Source organism: Bdellovibrio sp. 22V (genome assembly GCF_030169785.1).
In the GTDB taxonomy this organism is placed as follows: domain Bacteria; phylum Bdellovibrionota; class Bdellovibrionia; order Bdellovibrionales; family Bdellovibrionaceae; genus Bdellovibrio.
Window position 1 is genome coordinate 1890600 of record NZ_CP125854.1, and the last position, 15261, is coordinate 1905860.

A 15261-nucleotide genomic window follows, 5' to 3' on the forward strand; every position below is an offset into this window, starting at 1 on the left:
TTTTTAAAACCCCCATTTTACGAACGCTGGATATTACCAGCCGTAGTAAGAATAGTAGTAGTAACGATAGTAGCTGTACGCGTATGAGTAGCATGGGTTGTACCACGAACCATACCAGTACATTGAAGCGTAATAGTAAGAGTTGTAGTTATTATAGAAGTACCAACTGGAAGCTCCACCGTCGCGATCCAACTCATTACCGACATGAGCGGCGGAAAGATCTTGGAAAGAGCCTGATTGCGCCAAGGCTTGAGCCTCAACGTCGCTGGACAAGGCTTGTTCTGTCGTCAAAACAGAAGCTTTGTTTGTGCGCGTGTCGACACGGATAACGACTGTTCCGTTCATTGCTTGGTTTGTGACTGAAGACTCGTTATCAAGTTCTCCAGCGGTAGCAAAAGAGCTCGCGCCTAAAATGAGAGCGGCTACTAGAATAAGGTGTTTCATAGACATCTCCTTTTTGTTTGATGGCCCTCTTTTAATCCTTACAGCGCTGTTGTCATCCAAAAAGGACATGTGAATTGAAAGTCCTTGACGCAAAACATCTCCAAAAGGTACGGCCTACCTTTATGGAACCCATCGGTTATTTAGAGTCGTGTTTTAAGGATAAGTTTGGCACTCCGCGCCAGCCGGGCCTCGTGAAGAAGGCTTGGGCGCGACTCCGGATTCGTGCGGATCTTCAGCCCGAGGAATCTCTTCAGGGGCTCGAAGGATTCAGCCATGTGTGGCTGATCTGGGTTTTTCACCAGAATAAAGTTTCACGTTATCACGCCAAAGTTCATCCTCCGCGTTTGGGCGGCAAGAGTATGGGGTTGTTTGCGACGCGCACTCCGCATCGCCCGAATCCCATCGGCCTTTCCCTTGTTGAGTTGGTAAAAGTGGAGAAAGACGGCATCGTGGTTGCGGGTGCTGACCTTGTTGATGGCACTCCGATTTTGGATATCAAGCCGTATCTTCCCGAGGTGGAGGCGGTTCCTGAGGCACGCACGGGCTGGCCGAGCGAGGTCGCCAAAGATCCCATTCATGTAGAATTTTCTGAAAAAGCCGAGGCCCTTTTGCGCTCTTGGCAGGAAAAAAATCCAGACAGAGACCTTCGCGAGATCATCGCAGAGACTTTGAAATTGGACCCGCGCCCCGTCGTCTATCGCGGCTACGAAGATTCAGATTCTCCATATCGCAATACACATGCGGTGCGACTCTTCGATGGAGATATCCATTTCAAATTTGAAACACCGACGCTCGTGAAAGTACTAGATATTCTTTTTACGCATAATTAGTTGCAGTTGCCTTTTAAATAGGCGCCTTGGTAAGTTCCCTATGAACCTAAAAAAGGGAGGGATTCATGAGAACGACGGAAACTGCTTCTCATTCTGAAAACAGCACTCTTCGTAAAGTTCCAACTTTGAGCTTGGCGAGTTATACAAAGGGCTCTGATTCAGATCGCGCGAAATTTATCGACAATCTTTTCACGGGTCTTAAAGAATACGGTTTTATTATTCTTAAAGATCACAACGTAAAAGCCGAAGATTTGCACAAGGCTTACGACATTCTTAAAAAATTCTACTCTTTGCCTACGGACGTAAAAAAATCTTATATCTCTCCTAAAGCAGGTTTCCAGCGTGGTTACACTCCGTTTGGTCAAGAACACGCGAAAGATTCTCCAGTGATGGACTTGAAAGAGTTCTGGCACGTAGGACGCGTTCTTGAAGAAGGCAACGCTTTGAAAACGGTTTATCCCGAGAACGTATGGCCCACAGAAATTCCTGAATTCAAAACTCACTTCACGGCTTTGTATGATGCTTTGGAAGAAGCGGGGAACGTGATGTTGGAAGCTTTGACAATGCCTCTTGAAGTTGAAAAAGACTTCTTCGCGAAAATGACGAAAGATGGAAACTCCATTCTTCGCCTTCTTCACTATCCACCGATTCCAGAAGGTGTGGATCCTCGTTGTGTGCGTGCGGCGGCTCATGAAGACATCAACTTCATCACGATTCTTCCTGCAGCGACAGCTTCCGGTCTGCAATTGAAAGATCGCGACGGCCAATGGTTGGATATCGATTCTGAACCAGACACATTGATCGTGGACGTGGGTGATATGTTGGCGCGTTTGACGAACGACGTTTTACCTTCAACTACTCACCGTGTGATCAATCCTCAAGACGGTAGAAACGAAAGCCGCTATTCAATGCCTTTCTTCATGCACCCACATCCAGAAGCGATGTTGAGCTGCTTACCTTCTTGTAAAGGGACAGGGGCAAAATACCCTGATATCACTGGTCATGATTTCTTGATGCAGCGTTTGCGCGAGATCGGTCTCATCAAATAGGACGATTCTTGTCACCAAAACTGAAATGACTTCAAGAAGGGGATCTGAAAAGATCCCTTTCTTGCGTTTTGAGGGCAAGATTGGCTAGAAGGAGTGAGACCCACGAATAGCACATGAGGGGGATGTCATGCGATATTTTGTGTTTTTACTTCTGGTTCTTATCGGTATGTGGTCCATAGAAAGTTATGCCGCTGATGCGCGAATGAGCTTTCGCATTCAGGAACTTGGCAACAATCAATACGACTATTCTGCGATTTGGAATCCAGTGACAGAAGAAGTTCTTCTGCGCGTGGGGCTCGTCGTAGATAAAGTCGATCCTCTCTTGCAAGACAAAGAAATCTCCTTTCAGACGGCACGCGAAGCCCAGTTTATCGCGTTGGATTTGCCTGAAATCGGTGAAAATTGCGAACAAGTTTCCCAATGGCATTTTGATTATCAGCCAGGCCTTCCTGATTATTTAATGTTTGTGACCTTAAAGGGCGCCGGTTGTCAAAAAGTCGGCGAGATGTTTGATATTCTGCAAGTGCGCTTGCGTTTTATGGGAGTCTCTTTGCTGCACTTTGAACCCATTGACGTCGCCGTGGATATCAGTCGATAACTGAAGGATGAAGAAAAAAACGATCATCTCTCTTGCTATTGTTGTCGCTATTATTTTGATTCTCTCTTACTGCCATTTCTGGAAAATGGAAGATGCTCCCGCTCCTGTGAATATGGAAGCGATGGGGACGGTGCCTTCGCAAGGCGCCCCGCGCTCAATGCCCACACCGCCGCCACCAGACATCGTTAAAGAAGCGTCTCCGACAGCAACGACCGCAGGTTTTCTGCCGACGGAAATGGAAGATCCCGCTAAGTTTGAAGCCTACAAAAAAAATCTCGGGGCCATGGCGAAATGTTTGAACATGGAGATGGCAGAGCTAGATCCACAAAGCGAGATCGGCTTTGACTCTCTTAATAAAGCTATTTCACCCGATCTTGGAGATATCGTGGCTCAACACGTTGAGTGGACGACAACAGACATTCGCACAAAAGCCGGCGAGGTTCGTCGTATTTATCTTGAAAGCCGAGGCGGTGTTGGTCAGGAAGAAAGACGTTTCCTAAAATATTTCGCCTATACACCCAGCGGGGAACAAAAAGAAATCAGTCTTTCCCAAGAACAAATGACAGGTCCCACAGATGCGTTGATTGCAAGTCTTGAGGCGGACGGAGAAATTTTCGGTCGCGCGGAAGCTCGTCGTATCGCCTATGAAAACGGAGACGATCTTTTGCTGGTGGAAAAGAATGGAAAGATTTTTTCTTTCGATCTTTCTCATGACGAAAAACGATTCTTCTGTCAGGGCGCCGATGTGGCCGCGACAATGAATTGCGAATGTAAATAGATTTCAGCAGTCTCTAAATAAAAAAGGCGAGATAATATATCTCGCCTTTTTTATTTTTTAAGAGCTTTTGTTTTATTGGAAACGTGTCAAAGCTTCGCGCAAAGATTCTAGTTGAGTCTTAGACTGACTTAGAAGAGCCTTGTCAGCCGCAACGACATCTTCATCGGCGTTGGCGATAAACTTCTCGTTAGAAAGTTTATTCGTCAGCATAGAGATATCTTTTTGCAACTTCTCGACGAGTTTGTTGATGCGTTTTACTTCTTCATCAAAGTCGACCAAACCTTCAAGAGGGATGATCACCTTCACGCTCGCATCTTTCACGATCACCGGAGCCACCGCACACTTCATCAAGTCGCCCTCAGCACCAATTTCAAGATTTTCCACGCGGCCCATTGTAATGATAGCCGTGCGGTTATTGCCAAGTATTTTTTGGACTTGATCGTTCATCACGCCCAAACGAACGTTGATTTTCGTTGCCGGGCTGATGCGGTTTTCACCACGGATATTACGAATGGCCGTGATGACCTCTTTAACCACGTCGATTTCAAACGCACTTTGCGGTGAACCAAGGCTTAAAAACTCGCGGTCGTTTCTGGTATTCGGGAACTGATCCACGATACAAGCGGCACCTTTGATCGGCAGCTTTTGGTAAATCTCTTCCGAGATAAACGGCGCGAATGGATGCAACAAACGTGTGATGCGATTCAAGACTTGCGCAATCACAAGCTGAGTCGCTTTCTTTTCGTCTGCGTTTGTGCCGTTCATGATTGGTTTTGTGAATTCGATGTACCAATCACAGAATTGATTCCAAATGAACTGATAAAGAGAGTTGGCAGCGTCAGAGAATCTTTCAGACTCCATCGCGTCTTCAACTTCTTTTGTAACTTCCGCAAGTTTCGTGATGATCCATTGATCGAACACGCTGATGTGCGCTTTGTCCGGCAAAGCTTTTACGCCTTCTGCAGGAGCTTTAAAATCAGACAAGTTCGAAAGGGCAAAGCGGGCCGCGTTCCAGATTTTATTCATGAAATTGCGGTAGCCTTCCAGGCGCTGTTCGCTGAACTTAAAGTCTTTGCCCGAGTATAAGTGAGCCGCGAAAGTAAAGCGCAGAGCATCCGCACCGTACTTTTCGATCATTTCTACCGGGTCGACAGAGTTACCAAGAGACTTCGACATTTTACGACCTTGAGAATCGCGCACCAAACCGTGGATATAAACCGTGCGGAAAGGAACGTCGCGCTTAAACTCAAGACCCATCATGATCATACGCGCCACCCAGAAGAAGATGATGTCGTGACCCGTGACAAGATAACTTGTTGGATAGAATGTCTTTAAAGCTTCCGTTTCGTTTGGCCATCCCATAGTGGAGAACGGCCACAGACCCGAACTAAACCATGTATCAAGAACGTCTTCATCTTGATGTACTTTAGTGCTGCCGCATTTTTCACAAGACGTAATGTCCGTTTCGCTGACAGTTTGGTGATTGCACTCGTCGCAATACCATACAGGGATGCGGTGGCCCCACCAAAGCTGACGGGAAATACACCAGTCTTCGATGTTATTCAGCCAATGCAAGTACACTTTTGTCCAAGATTCCGGTTCGAAACGAATCGTACCGCTTTCAACGACACGTTTTGCAGGAGTAGCAAGCTGATCCATTTTTACGAACCATTGTTCTGACAAGAACGGCTCAACAACGGCGCCCGAACGAGAGCAATGTCCTACTGAGTGAACATGCGGCTCTTCTTTTACCAAAAGATTTTGCGCCTTCAGATCTTCAAGAACACGCTTGCGGGCTTCTTGAACTTTAAGGCCTTGATAAGGACCTGCATTTTCGTTGAGCTCGGCTTTTTTTGTCAGGATGTTGATGAACTCCAAGTGGTGCGCTTTGCCGATTTTGTAATCGTTAAAGTCATGCGCAGGAGTGATCTTTACAACACCCGAGCCAAATGATTTGTCCACGTAAGTGTCAGCGATGATTTTGATCTTTCTGTTGATCAAAGGAATCACCACGTTTTTACCGATCAAGTGTTTGTAGCGTTCGTCTTCAGGGTGAACGCAAAGAGCGGTGTCTCCCAACATGGTTTCAGGACGAGTTGTCGCCACCGTCAAGAAGCCGGAGCCATCTTCAAGCGGATAGTTGATGTGATAAAGAGATCCCTTGATCTGCTTGTGTTCAACCTCAAGATCTGAAATAGCTGTCTCAAGTGGACCTGACCAGTTCACCAAGCGCTGACCACGATAGATCAGACCTTTTTTGTGAAGAGTCACAAACACTTTGCGAACCGCCTTGGATACGCCTTCGTCCAAAGTGAAAACAGCGCGATCCCAATCACAAGAGTCGCCAAGACGGCGCATTTGTGAATAAATACGATCGCCATATTGGTTTTTCCACTCCCAGATTTTTTCAACGAACTTTTCGCGGCCTAATTCATGGCGAGTTACACCGTCTTTTTTAAGTTCACGCTCAACAACAGATTGGGTCGCGATGCCGGCATGATCCGTTCCTGGCAACCACATGGCATTGTAGCCATTCATTCTTTTCCAACGAATAAGCATGTCTTGGATTGTGTGATCCAAGGCGTGACCCATATGCAAGAAACCCGTGACGTTGGGAGGAGGCAAAATGATAGAGAACGGAGGTTTTGTTGATTGATCCTGTGCTTTGAAATAGCCGGACTGTTCCCACCACTGATACGTGCGTGTTTCTACATCTGCGGGATTGTAGCGATCTGATAATTGTTCTGACATTGTAAACGACCTCTGAAAGGTTTAAGGACAAGAAATCCTTAGGTTTTTAACCTTAAGAGGTTAACAAAAATAGGCGCAATGCGGAAGGTTTAATCCAGCGGGCAATTTACAATTCGGACGTCAAATGTCCCGGGAGATCGCAGTTGAGGCAAGATCTTGGGCTTAAAAATGCAACAGCGAGTCTTAGCCGAAGCCAAACTCGCTGTTGTGGAACTCCCGTCCGAAAATAACGGGAGGTGTCCAATGCGTAAAACACGGTATTTACGTATTCGGCGCATTTTAAGAATTACTAAAGAATTTGTGATTATCGTTTTGTTGATCTTGACGATAGTTATAAAGCTAAAAGCTCTTTAAATGCTGATACTTCTCGACGTGTTACTTAGCCCAAGGACCAGTGACTGGGAAACGGGCTTATAAACTTGGACGGAGTTTCATAGGGAGGCGGGTTTGGTGGAGGCACGGAACGGGAAAAAGGTACCAGGTACCTTTTTCCGAAATTAAAAAAGGGAGGTAGAGCCTCCCTTTTTTTGTTTTTGGAATTTTCTGGAAAAATTATTTCAAGAAATCTGCAAGAAGGCGGGCACCTACGACAACTTCTTGTTTTGTCATGTCTTCGCCCACTTCTGGAGCTTCTTTGATTGTGTTGTAAGCGACATGGTAACGGAAGTTTGTATCAGTCCAAGGTTTGTACTCAAGAACTGCGCCGTAACCAGTGAACTTGTTAGTAGCCGCGCCACCGATTTCGATTTTTTCTTCAGAAGTCGTGAATTCAAGACGTGGCGTCCATTGTTCCCAACCTGTGTAAGCAAGTTTCGCAACGATCGAAGTCACAGTGTCTTTGTCGCCGGAAGCATCTTGCTTGAATTCAGAAACAAGGTAGTCAGCAGAAGCCGTGATCGGTGCCAGATTCCACATTACGCCGGCAGCCATGAACTGATGTTTGTCATCAGCCGCAGGACCGTTCATCGTGTGATAGCTCAGGTTGAAGTTCAAAGCTTTCTCCATGAAGCCGCCTCTCCATACAACACCGTAAAGAGAAGAGTTTTGCGCCGCTGGATCGCCCGCTTCTGTTGCGCCGTTTGTTTCATTCGTCGCCATAACGTGAACTTGTTGACCTGCGAAAGAAAAAGTTCCCTTAACGCCAGTCATGTAAAGCAAGTTTGTCGTACCTAGGTTCAAACCATCAAGAGAACCGTCAAGGCCTCTCATCGTATAGAACTCAGACGTGAGGTAAAGATCCGCTCCGCTTGTCGCGCCTTCAAAACCACCGAATTCAGTGTTGAATTTACCAACGGACAAAGTGAAAAGCTCAGACATTTTGTGTGACAAGTAAGCGTATTCCACTGCCACTTGCGTGCTGTCTGTTGTTTGCACAGCAGCGTCTTTATTGAAAGCAAGACGAACGCGGTAAGAAAGATCTTCCGTCGCTTTGCCTTGGTAATCAAGACGGCCTGTTTTAAAATAGAACTTAGTGAAGTCTGGAAGTGGAGACTCATCGTAAGTTGTTGAGTTGTAGTCAGCGCGCATGTCGAGGCTCAAAGAGCCTGCTTGAGCGTGCACCGCCATAACTGAAATCAAAGACGCGAACAAAAACTTTTTCATGGATACATCCTTCTTTAAAGTTTTATTTGTGAGTCTTAAGTATGTTATAGAGGCGGACGTTAGCCAACAATGAGTTTTTTTCGTTTTGTCAGTTATCTGTTAGATTCTTGTTCGCGTTCCTTCGCCAAGTGGGTAAAGCCACCTTTAACGTAATAAACATTGATATAGCCGGCGTCTTCCAAAGTCTTTGCAACGGCGGGACTCTTTTCCGCATTCTGATCCAGAATGATGACCGCGAAATGCGGGGGCAGTTTTTTATTTTGAATCTCTGGCAACACTTGTTCCGGCGAACAATGCAAAGTCACGTTCTGCAAGTGCATGTTCACAACACTATTGTACCAAGGTTTCAGATCGACGGGATCTAAGAGCACAAGGATCAGAGGGATTCGGTTCTGAACAAGGTTTTCGAATTGAAAAAAGCCGATTTGATTAAGTTCCATGGTTATCCTACGCGCCCGTGCTCGGGAATAAGTTTATAAATTTTGATGACGATGATCAGTGCTATCGCAGCAAGAAGCCCTGAGGCCCAAAAAGGCGCCGTGATGGCCACGGATCCATAAAGAGCTCCGCCAAGAGCGGGTCCGATAATTCTGCCCAAAGACGCCATGCTTTGTGTGACACCCATGGTGACTCCTTGTTCTTTCGCATCGGTAAGAAGGCTGATGCTTCCCAATGTGGAAGGATTGGAGAGACCGTTGCCGATCGACAGCAATGTCATCGCCACAGCCATCACCGGAATTGAAGAAGCGATGGCAATGCACGTAAGGCCCAGAGCGAATGAGATAAGCCCAAGACGAAGAACTTTGCGCTCGCCCCACTTCGGGATCAAACGGCGCACCAAAAAACCTTGAGTGAAGACGATGATCACGCCGATGTAAGCAAAACCGAAACTGACTTGTTTTACGTCCCATTGAAACTTTTCGCCCATGAAAAGAATCAAAGTCGCTTCCATCGAAGACATCGCCAAAGATGCAAGCATAAAGACCGTCATCAAGGAGCCGACCGTTTTGACGTTCAAGTAATGCCACATAATTGAAAATCGTTTTTTCTTTTCTGCGGATTCGCTTTTTTCGCTGAGAGACTCGGTCAGGAATTTCAAACCGAACAAAAAGTTCGCGAAACACAAGGCAGCGACCCAGTAAGCAGAAAAGGACGTGTCGAAATGAGGTTCGGCTGAAATATGATGTCCCCAAACCGCCAAGCCTCCGCCTAAGGCAGGACCAATCACAAATCCTAAACCGAAAGCGGCTCCGATAAGAGCCATGCCTTTCGAGCGTTCATGTTTAGGAGTGATATCGGAAATATATGCCGAAGCGGTCGAAAGACTCGCACCAAAAAAACCGGCGAGAATGCGCGCAATGAAGAGCCATTCAAGAGAGCGCGCCCACGCAAAAAGAATATAAGAAAGTCCTTCACCGAAAAGACAGAACAGCAAAATAGGACGGCGACCTAAACGATCGCTCAAGCGACCCCAAAACGGTGAAAAGAGAAATTGCATCAAAGAATACACGGAAAGCAAAAGTCCCGTTTGCAAAGCCGTAGCACCAAAGTTTCGACTTAAGATCGGGATCACGGGAATAACCACACCAAAGCCCACTAAATAGAGGAAAACAGTGAAAAAGATAATCGCCAGCCGTGATTTATTTGATGTCGAAGTCATAGGGTTGTTAATATTAGGAAGTTATGAAAATGGCAAATAATCTTCAGCGTTTGACGTTCGTATTCGTGGGTCTTCTTTTCTCGTGCTCTTCGGCTTTGGCTCTCGACAATTTTAAAGAATACAGAAGAGATCGCTGGGATTTTGAGGTGGGCACTCAGTATTTCTATTCGGAGGCAAACTATCCGTCTTCAGGTGGCGGCAGTCAGAACCTTCCTTCCGGAAACCATTACTCCCTTTTAGATGTTTATCTGGGCTCACGCTATACTCCGCGCAGGAATTGGTCGGTTTTTGGTTGGGGGAATGTCGGAAGTGCGGAAAGTAAGGACTCCGTGGCAACGCGCTCCAACAGTACGATCACGGAAGCGGCCGTGGGTTTTGATTTTCTTATGTACTCAGAAGCGTTCCAACTCATTCCAGAGATCATCGGCGTGATCCCGTTCGAAAAAGTAGATCCGACTTCAGATACCGTGTTGAATTCCGAAGGAGTTATTGAAGTTCGTTCTCGTTTGATCGCACAAAAAGACTTCGGCTCTGTGCGTGCCTACGGATGGTTGGGTTTTACATTTCGAGGCGACGACCGGTCTTATCTTATGCCTTGGGGAGTGGGCACGCAGTTGAAACTGTCTCGTTTGCGCTTGGGGGCGGAACTTTTCGGTTATCAAAGTGTGACTGACGATCCCAATAAAAATCCGGCGACACGTACGGCTTACATCAACGGCGTGAATGCAGGCTCGATGAAATTTTATGGCGTGAATCCCTCCTTGATGGATTCGCAACTTTTTGCAACTTGGCTTATCAGTCCCAATTGGACTTTGCAGGCCAATGGCGGAATGACGTTGATGGGCTCGAACTCGGCGGCTGGTTTTCATGTCGGCGCTTTTGTCCGCTACTCATTTGATATGACAGAGGGTTACACAGAGCCGACTTATGTTCCTGTGGATTCCCCGGTGCCGAGTTACCGTTCGAACATGTACGACGATCAGGATGAAATGAGTTCGGAAAGAAAAGTGCGTCAGTTCAAAGAGCAAACGGACGATGGCGTAGACCAAAATCTTTTCAAACCGCGCCCGACGAAAAAACCACGTGTGAATCAGCAGCAGTTGCAACAGCAATTGGACGACACTGAATTCCAAATTGAGTTGAAATCAAATAAGAAAAAAAGACGACGATAGCGTTTGCGCGCTATCGCAGTAGTTCTTGAACGGCGCTTACGTCAATACCAAGAACGTCGACGGTTTTGTGTCGACCGGTATCCCCTTTGACAAGAGTGATATTTCTTTTCGGCACGTCAAAAAGATCGGAAAGGAATTCGATCAGTCCTTCGTTGGCTCTGCCGTCAATTGGAGGTGCGGTGATTTTTACTTTGAGTTCGCCGTTGTGAGGACCCACAACTTCGTTTTTAGAGGCCTTAGGCTGAATAAAAAGGTGGAGCCGAACTCCACCTTTTATTGATTCAATCATGAGGGTCTTCCGCGATTACTCAGCAGAAAGAGGAGACACGTTTGTTGTGCGTCCGCCGCCATTATTGCCATTCACAATGTTGTGACCTGGAAGCTGCATTTGCGGCATGTACTTTTCGCCTTGTTCAAGCAAAGACAAGTGGGCTTGCGCCAACGCCTTCAAGTTTGCTTCAAACTGCAAGCGAGCACGTTTCAACTCTGTGACTTCTTGATACATTTTTTTCAATGAATCGCGAGAGTCGCGAGTGATGATTTCCGCTTTTTGTTGAGCATCTGCGATAATTAGTTTAGCTTCACGGTCGGCGTCTTGGCGAAGACGTTCCGCCATTTGCGTTGCTGTCGCGATAGTGTCTTTAAGGACTTGATCGCGCTCTTTATATTCCATCAAGGAAAGTTCTTTTTCGCGAATGGCCTCTTTGAGGGAGTTTCTCTCTTGAATAAGAGCTTCCATTTGCGATGCGATCTGCTGGAGGAAATCCACAACCTCATCAGCGTCCAAACCCATCATCTTTTTTCCGAAAGACTTGTGAGCAATGTCGATAGGAGTAATTCTCATCTTGTTCCTCCTTGAACAAATATGACTTAAGGATAAAGGCCGAGTCTGTATCCGCGCAAGGTTATTTGATTTCCCGGGCCATTTCTTTGTTTCTCATCGCGGCTTTTTCAAAGCTAATGCGAAGAGCGCGTTCGATTTCAAGCTCTCTCATGGACTGAAGTCCAGCTGCGGTGACACCTTTTTTAGAAGTAACACGGGCCTGTAAATCCTCAACTCCTTCGCGAGCCTGGGCTGCCAGAAGGGACGCGCCCACAAAAGTTTCGATCGTCATAAGGCGGGCCTCTTCCTGAGAAAAACCATGCTCTTCGATCCAATCCTGCCAGTACATCATCATTTCAAAGACAAAACCCGTTCCGCTGGAGCAAGACACCATCAATGCTTCAAACTGATCTTCGTCGCTCACTTTGATCACGCGACCTAGCGGCGCAAAAAGATCTTCGACTGTGCTTTCCAAAGCGTTGTCATCATCGTCGTTAAGAAGATAGCCAATGACCCCTCTGCCGATAAGCGACGGAGTATTCGGCATCACACGAGAAAGACGGGCGCCTTGAATGAAGCGTTCCAATTTTTCCATGCGAATACCAGCGGCCACGCTGATAACGACTTTGTTTTCATCAAAAGCTCTGGTGACAGGCTCGAGCGCTTGCAACAAATCCTGCGGTTTCACGGCTAAGATAATAATGTCACAAGTGTCGATAAGAACTTCATTGCTCGAAACCGGGTTGATTTTAAATGTCTCGGCCAGTTTTAGAAGTTTTCCTTCGGAGCGATTTGTAGCGAAGATATTTTTGGAGGGGATTCCGCCTTCAAGGAGGCCCTTAATCATGGCTTGCGCCATATTCCCTGCACCCAAAAATCCGATTTTTTGCGATTTCAAAAATGGGTTCATAAGATCATCCTACCGTTTCGAAGGACGTTCGCCAAACAAAATAGTCCCAAGACGCACGATTGTCGCTCCCTCTTCAATGGCGACTTTAAAATCGTGGCTCGTGCCCATTGACAGCTCTGTCAGCGGATGCCGAGCCAAATCTGTTTGGGTGCGAAGCTGGTTTAGCAGCTCGCGGAGTTCGCTAAAATAAGGACGTACTTCCGCACCTGTTTCGGTTAATGGAGGCATCGTCATCAAGCCGTGAATTTGCAGATGAGGCAGATTTGTAATCTGCGCCCAACTTTGCAATAGACTTTGTTTGTCAAAACCGCCCTTTGTTTCTTCGCCCGCTAAATTGACTTGCACAAGGATGTTTTGGGTTGTGTGTTTTTGCTCGCACTGGCGGCTCATGACTTGCGCCAGCTCGAGTGAGTCGACGGAATGAATTAAGTGGAACTTTCCAACGACAAGTTTTGCTTTATTCTTTTGTAAGTGGCCAATCAAATGCCAACGGATGTCGGGAAGGTCTTGAAGGTTCTCAAGTTTCGTCAGCGCTTCTTGGACGTAGTTTTCGCCAAAATGGCGTTGGCCGTGGTGATAGAGCGAGCGAATTTTTTCCTCCGGCTGCAATTTAGAAACAGCAAGGACTTGCGCCGGAGAACAGTTTTTTACAATAGTTTGAAGGTCCATGCCTTCAACGTAGCAGAATTACTGAGGGAGGTCGACAAAATGAGGAGCGTCAGCGCCCAGCTCGGCCGCCGTTTCCAAAATAAACTTTTTGAAACGGGACGCAAAAGTATATTCGCCATAATGACGGCAGTCTGGCGCCAGTTCATGAGGGCCGCGAGTAATACCAACCACAATCAAACCTCTTGAGGTTTCAAGGTAAGCAGGTCCGCCAGAGTCACCACTGCACGCACCTTTTGCCCGAGTTTGGTCTGTCACAAGAATGTTATCGAAAGTTTTTGCCAAAGGAACGCGTACGTAATTCAAGCCTTTCGCTCTGACAGGCTGGTTGATTTCATTTGTTAGGCCATAACCGGCAAGCAAAAGCGATTGACCGTTTGCAAGAGCAATATTTTCCTCGAGAATCGGAATGATTTGAGCCGTCCCCGGCAAGTCTTTTTTGAGTTTAATCAAAGCAACATCATTCACGCCGGTGCGAGGAAATCCATTAGAATCCAGTACCATTTTATATTCGGGATGGACCTTCCATGACTCCACTTCAAAGCCCGCGTTCTTTTCAAAAGAAGTCGGAAGTGTTTCGCCAAGATAAATAGAGACATTCTCTTTGTCATTTTCCGGATCAAGTTGTTCTAAGCAATGTGTTGCCGTCAAAATAAGATTTTTTGAAATAACAGTTCCTGTGCAGAACAAGTAAGGAGAGGCTTCAAGATTGTAGATAAGGGAAACTGTGGAGGAAGTCACTGTATCGGTTGCTTTAGCCGCTTCACCGCCAATAATGGAAGTGTCGGCTCCGCCAAGCGTGAGACTTTCAGAAGTTTTCTCTGAACAAGCGGAAAGAGCGATAAGAGAAGCTAGCAACAACGACATACGTACGGACACAGAAGTCTCCTCGTGAATAGGGTGGCTCAATTTAGCAGAGTTTTGTGAAAACCCCTAAAAGAACCGCGCTGTCAAAAGTATGGACGGTAGAAAGTTCACTACTGACTATTTTCCATTCTCGAACTCAATTTCAAGATCCTTACCGATTTTTAAAATCGCGTTTTTATAAGAAAGAGCGCGGTTGCACGATTGCGCAAGTGATGAGGTCAAAGTTTTGTCAGAGGCGTTCAGTGTTTTACGCACATCCGAGCAGATTTCCAGGATGATATCGAGGTTCATCAGCGCCTTCGTTCCGGTCGATTTGATATATCGGGTACTGCGATCAAAGCTGTTTTGATCAAAACCCGGAGGTTTGTGATGGATGTAGATGACGCGCAAAAACTTTTCGATGGCCATTTCCTCCATCTCGAATCCCAGCAGAAGCTGTTGCAGTCGATCTGAATAGGCAATGAAATTTGCAACCGTGGCTTGCTTGTGTTCTTCGTTCGCATAACCGTCGAACATCTTATAGCGCTCCCAAGTTCCAAAAAAATCCTCACGGGCATCGCTCATGTTGTTGACGATTCGCGATTCTGATGTGGGATCTTCCAAAAGGCGGGCACGATCGAAAAGATAATGCATGAACTCGTGCGTGATCGTCCACGCATCGGAACTTTCAATAAGCAAAATTGTTGAGGTGTGAACGCGGTTGTACGTGGCATTGTGAGAAAGGAACAAACCTAAAACGCCTTCGTCACGAAAGTATTTTTCGTAGCGTTTCATAATCTCTACAGGGGGACTGGCTAAAAACGCAATCGTCGGAGATTCGTCAGGGCTCGGCATTTTAAAAAGATCAACTCCAAGGCTGGCGATGTATTCCAGCTTCGCTTTGGAATCCATGGGGAGCAGAGGACTTAAAAGAGGAAGCTGAACTTTTTTTCCGAACTCCAAAGTCGTACAATCCGTGCATTGTGCCCAGGAATTCTGTGTAAAAAGCCCGAAAATTAAAACGGCTAACAGCAAACTCTTGATGCGCATCTTTTCCTCATTTCTCTGAGGCAATCAAAGAGCAATAGCCATACCCATGAAGAATGTCGTGAGAGGCCAATATAGGCGACAA

16 protein-coding genes are annotated in these 15261 nt (G+C 46.5%); 5 read left to right on the top strand and 11 right to left on the bottom strand.

The genetic code is table 11. The annotated features are described in order from the left end of the window. Positions 1-33: 33 nt before the first annotated feature. Positions 34-444 carry a hypothetical protein gene (locus QJS83_RS09070; protein WP_284604187.1) on the bottom strand — a complete coding sequence of 137 codons (411 nt, stop codon included), beginning with the start codon at positions 442-444 and terminating at the stop codon, positions 34-36. A 122-nt stretch (positions 445-566) separates the two neighbouring features. Between QJS83_RS09070 and tsaA the strand changes: the two genes are divergently transcribed. From tsaA to QJS83_RS09090, 4 genes are all read left to right on the top strand, one after another. Further along, complete coding sequence (tsaA, locus tag QJS83_RS09075; protein ID WP_284604188.1) at positions 567-1274, top strand: tRNA (N6-threonylcarbamoyladenosine(37)-N6)-methyltransferase TrmO; 708 nt, start codon at positions 567-569, stop codon at positions 1272-1274. 65 nt (positions 1275-1339) lie between these two features. After that, positions 1340-2323, top strand: a complete 984-nt coding sequence (locus tag QJS83_RS09080; protein ID WP_284604189.1) for an isopenicillin N synthase family dioxygenase — start codon at positions 1340-1342, stop codon at positions 2321-2323. A 127-nt stretch (positions 2324-2450) separates the two neighbouring features. Next, a complete protein-coding gene (locus QJS83_RS09085; RefSeq protein WP_284604190.1) occupies positions 2451-2921 on the top strand; it encodes a hypothetical protein in 471 nt (156 codons plus the stop codon). A gap of 7 nt (positions 2922-2928) precedes the next feature. After that, complete coding sequence (locus QJS83_RS09090; RefSeq protein WP_284604192.1) at positions 2929-3699, top strand: hypothetical protein; 771 nt, start codon at positions 2929-2931, stop codon at positions 3697-3699. 72 nt (positions 3700-3771) lie between these two features. Here the strand turns inward: QJS83_RS09090 and QJS83_RS09095 are convergent, their stop codons facing one another. The 4 genes from QJS83_RS09095 to QJS83_RS09110 all read right to left on the bottom strand — a co-directional run bounded on the left by QJS83_RS09095 (position 3772) and on the right by QJS83_RS09110 (position 9712). Further along, positions 3772-6450, bottom strand: coding sequence for a valine--tRNA ligase (locus tag QJS83_RS09095; RefSeq protein ID WP_284604193.1), 2679 nt, complete (start codon positions 6448-6450; stop codon positions 3772-3774). Between the two features lie 552 nt (positions 6451-7002). Beyond that, positions 7003-8052, bottom strand: a complete 1050-nt coding sequence (locus QJS83_RS09100) for a porin (RefSeq protein WP_284604194.1) — start codon at positions 8050-8052, stop codon at positions 7003-7005. A 92-nt stretch (positions 8053-8144) separates the two neighbouring features. After that, positions 8145-8492, bottom strand: a complete 348-nt coding sequence (locus QJS83_RS09105) for a rhodanese-like domain-containing protein (RefSeq protein WP_284604196.1) — start codon at positions 8490-8492, stop codon at positions 8145-8147. Positions 8493-8494: 2 nt separating this feature from the next. Then, the gene (locus tag QJS83_RS09110) at positions 8495-9712 is read right to left on the bottom strand and encodes an MFS transporter (RefSeq protein WP_284604197.1); all 1218 of its coding nucleotides are present in this window, start codon (positions 9710-9712) and stop codon (positions 8495-8497) included. A 29-nt stretch (positions 9713-9741) separates the two neighbouring features. Between QJS83_RS09110 and QJS83_RS09115 the strand changes: the two genes are divergently transcribed. Continuing rightward, positions 9742-10884, top strand: coding sequence for a hypothetical protein (locus tag QJS83_RS09115; RefSeq protein WP_284604198.1), 1143 nt, complete (start codon positions 9742-9744; stop codon positions 10882-10884). Between the two features lie 10 nt (positions 10885-10894). Here the strand turns inward: QJS83_RS09115 and QJS83_RS09120 are convergent, their stop codons facing one another. From QJS83_RS09120 to QJS83_RS09145, 6 genes are all read right to left on the bottom strand, one after another. After that, on the bottom strand, positions 10895-11173 hold the full coding sequence (locus QJS83_RS09120; protein WP_284604199.1) for a DUF167 domain-containing protein: 279 nt from the start codon (positions 11171-11173) through the stop codon (positions 10895-10897). Positions 11174-11188: 15 nt separating this feature from the next. Next, the gene (locus QJS83_RS09125; protein ID WP_284604200.1) at positions 11189-11728 is read right to left on the bottom strand and encodes a DivIVA domain-containing protein; all 540 of its coding nucleotides are present in this window, start codon (positions 11726-11728) and stop codon (positions 11189-11191) included. A gap of 61 nt (positions 11729-11789) precedes the next feature. Further along, entirely contained in the window at positions 11790-12617 is an 828-nt protein-coding gene (locus QJS83_RS09130; protein ID WP_284604201.1) for a pyrroline-5-carboxylate reductase family protein, read from the bottom strand. A gap of 9 nt (positions 12618-12626) precedes the next feature. Then, positions 12627-13286 carry a YggS family pyridoxal phosphate-dependent enzyme gene (locus QJS83_RS09135; protein ID WP_284604202.1) on the bottom strand — a complete coding sequence of 220 codons (660 nt, stop codon included), beginning with the start codon at positions 13284-13286 and terminating at the stop codon, positions 12627-12629. A gap of 18 nt (positions 13287-13304) precedes the next feature. Further along, on the bottom strand, positions 13305-14162 hold the full coding sequence (locus QJS83_RS09140) for a S1 family peptidase (RefSeq protein WP_284604203.1): 858 nt from the start codon (positions 14160-14162) through the stop codon (positions 13305-13307). A 105-nt stretch (positions 14163-14267) separates the two neighbouring features. Next, entirely contained in the window at positions 14268-15179 is a 912-nt protein-coding gene (locus QJS83_RS09145; protein ID WP_284604204.1) for a hypothetical protein, read from the bottom strand. Positions 15180-15261 lie beyond the last annotated feature (82 nt).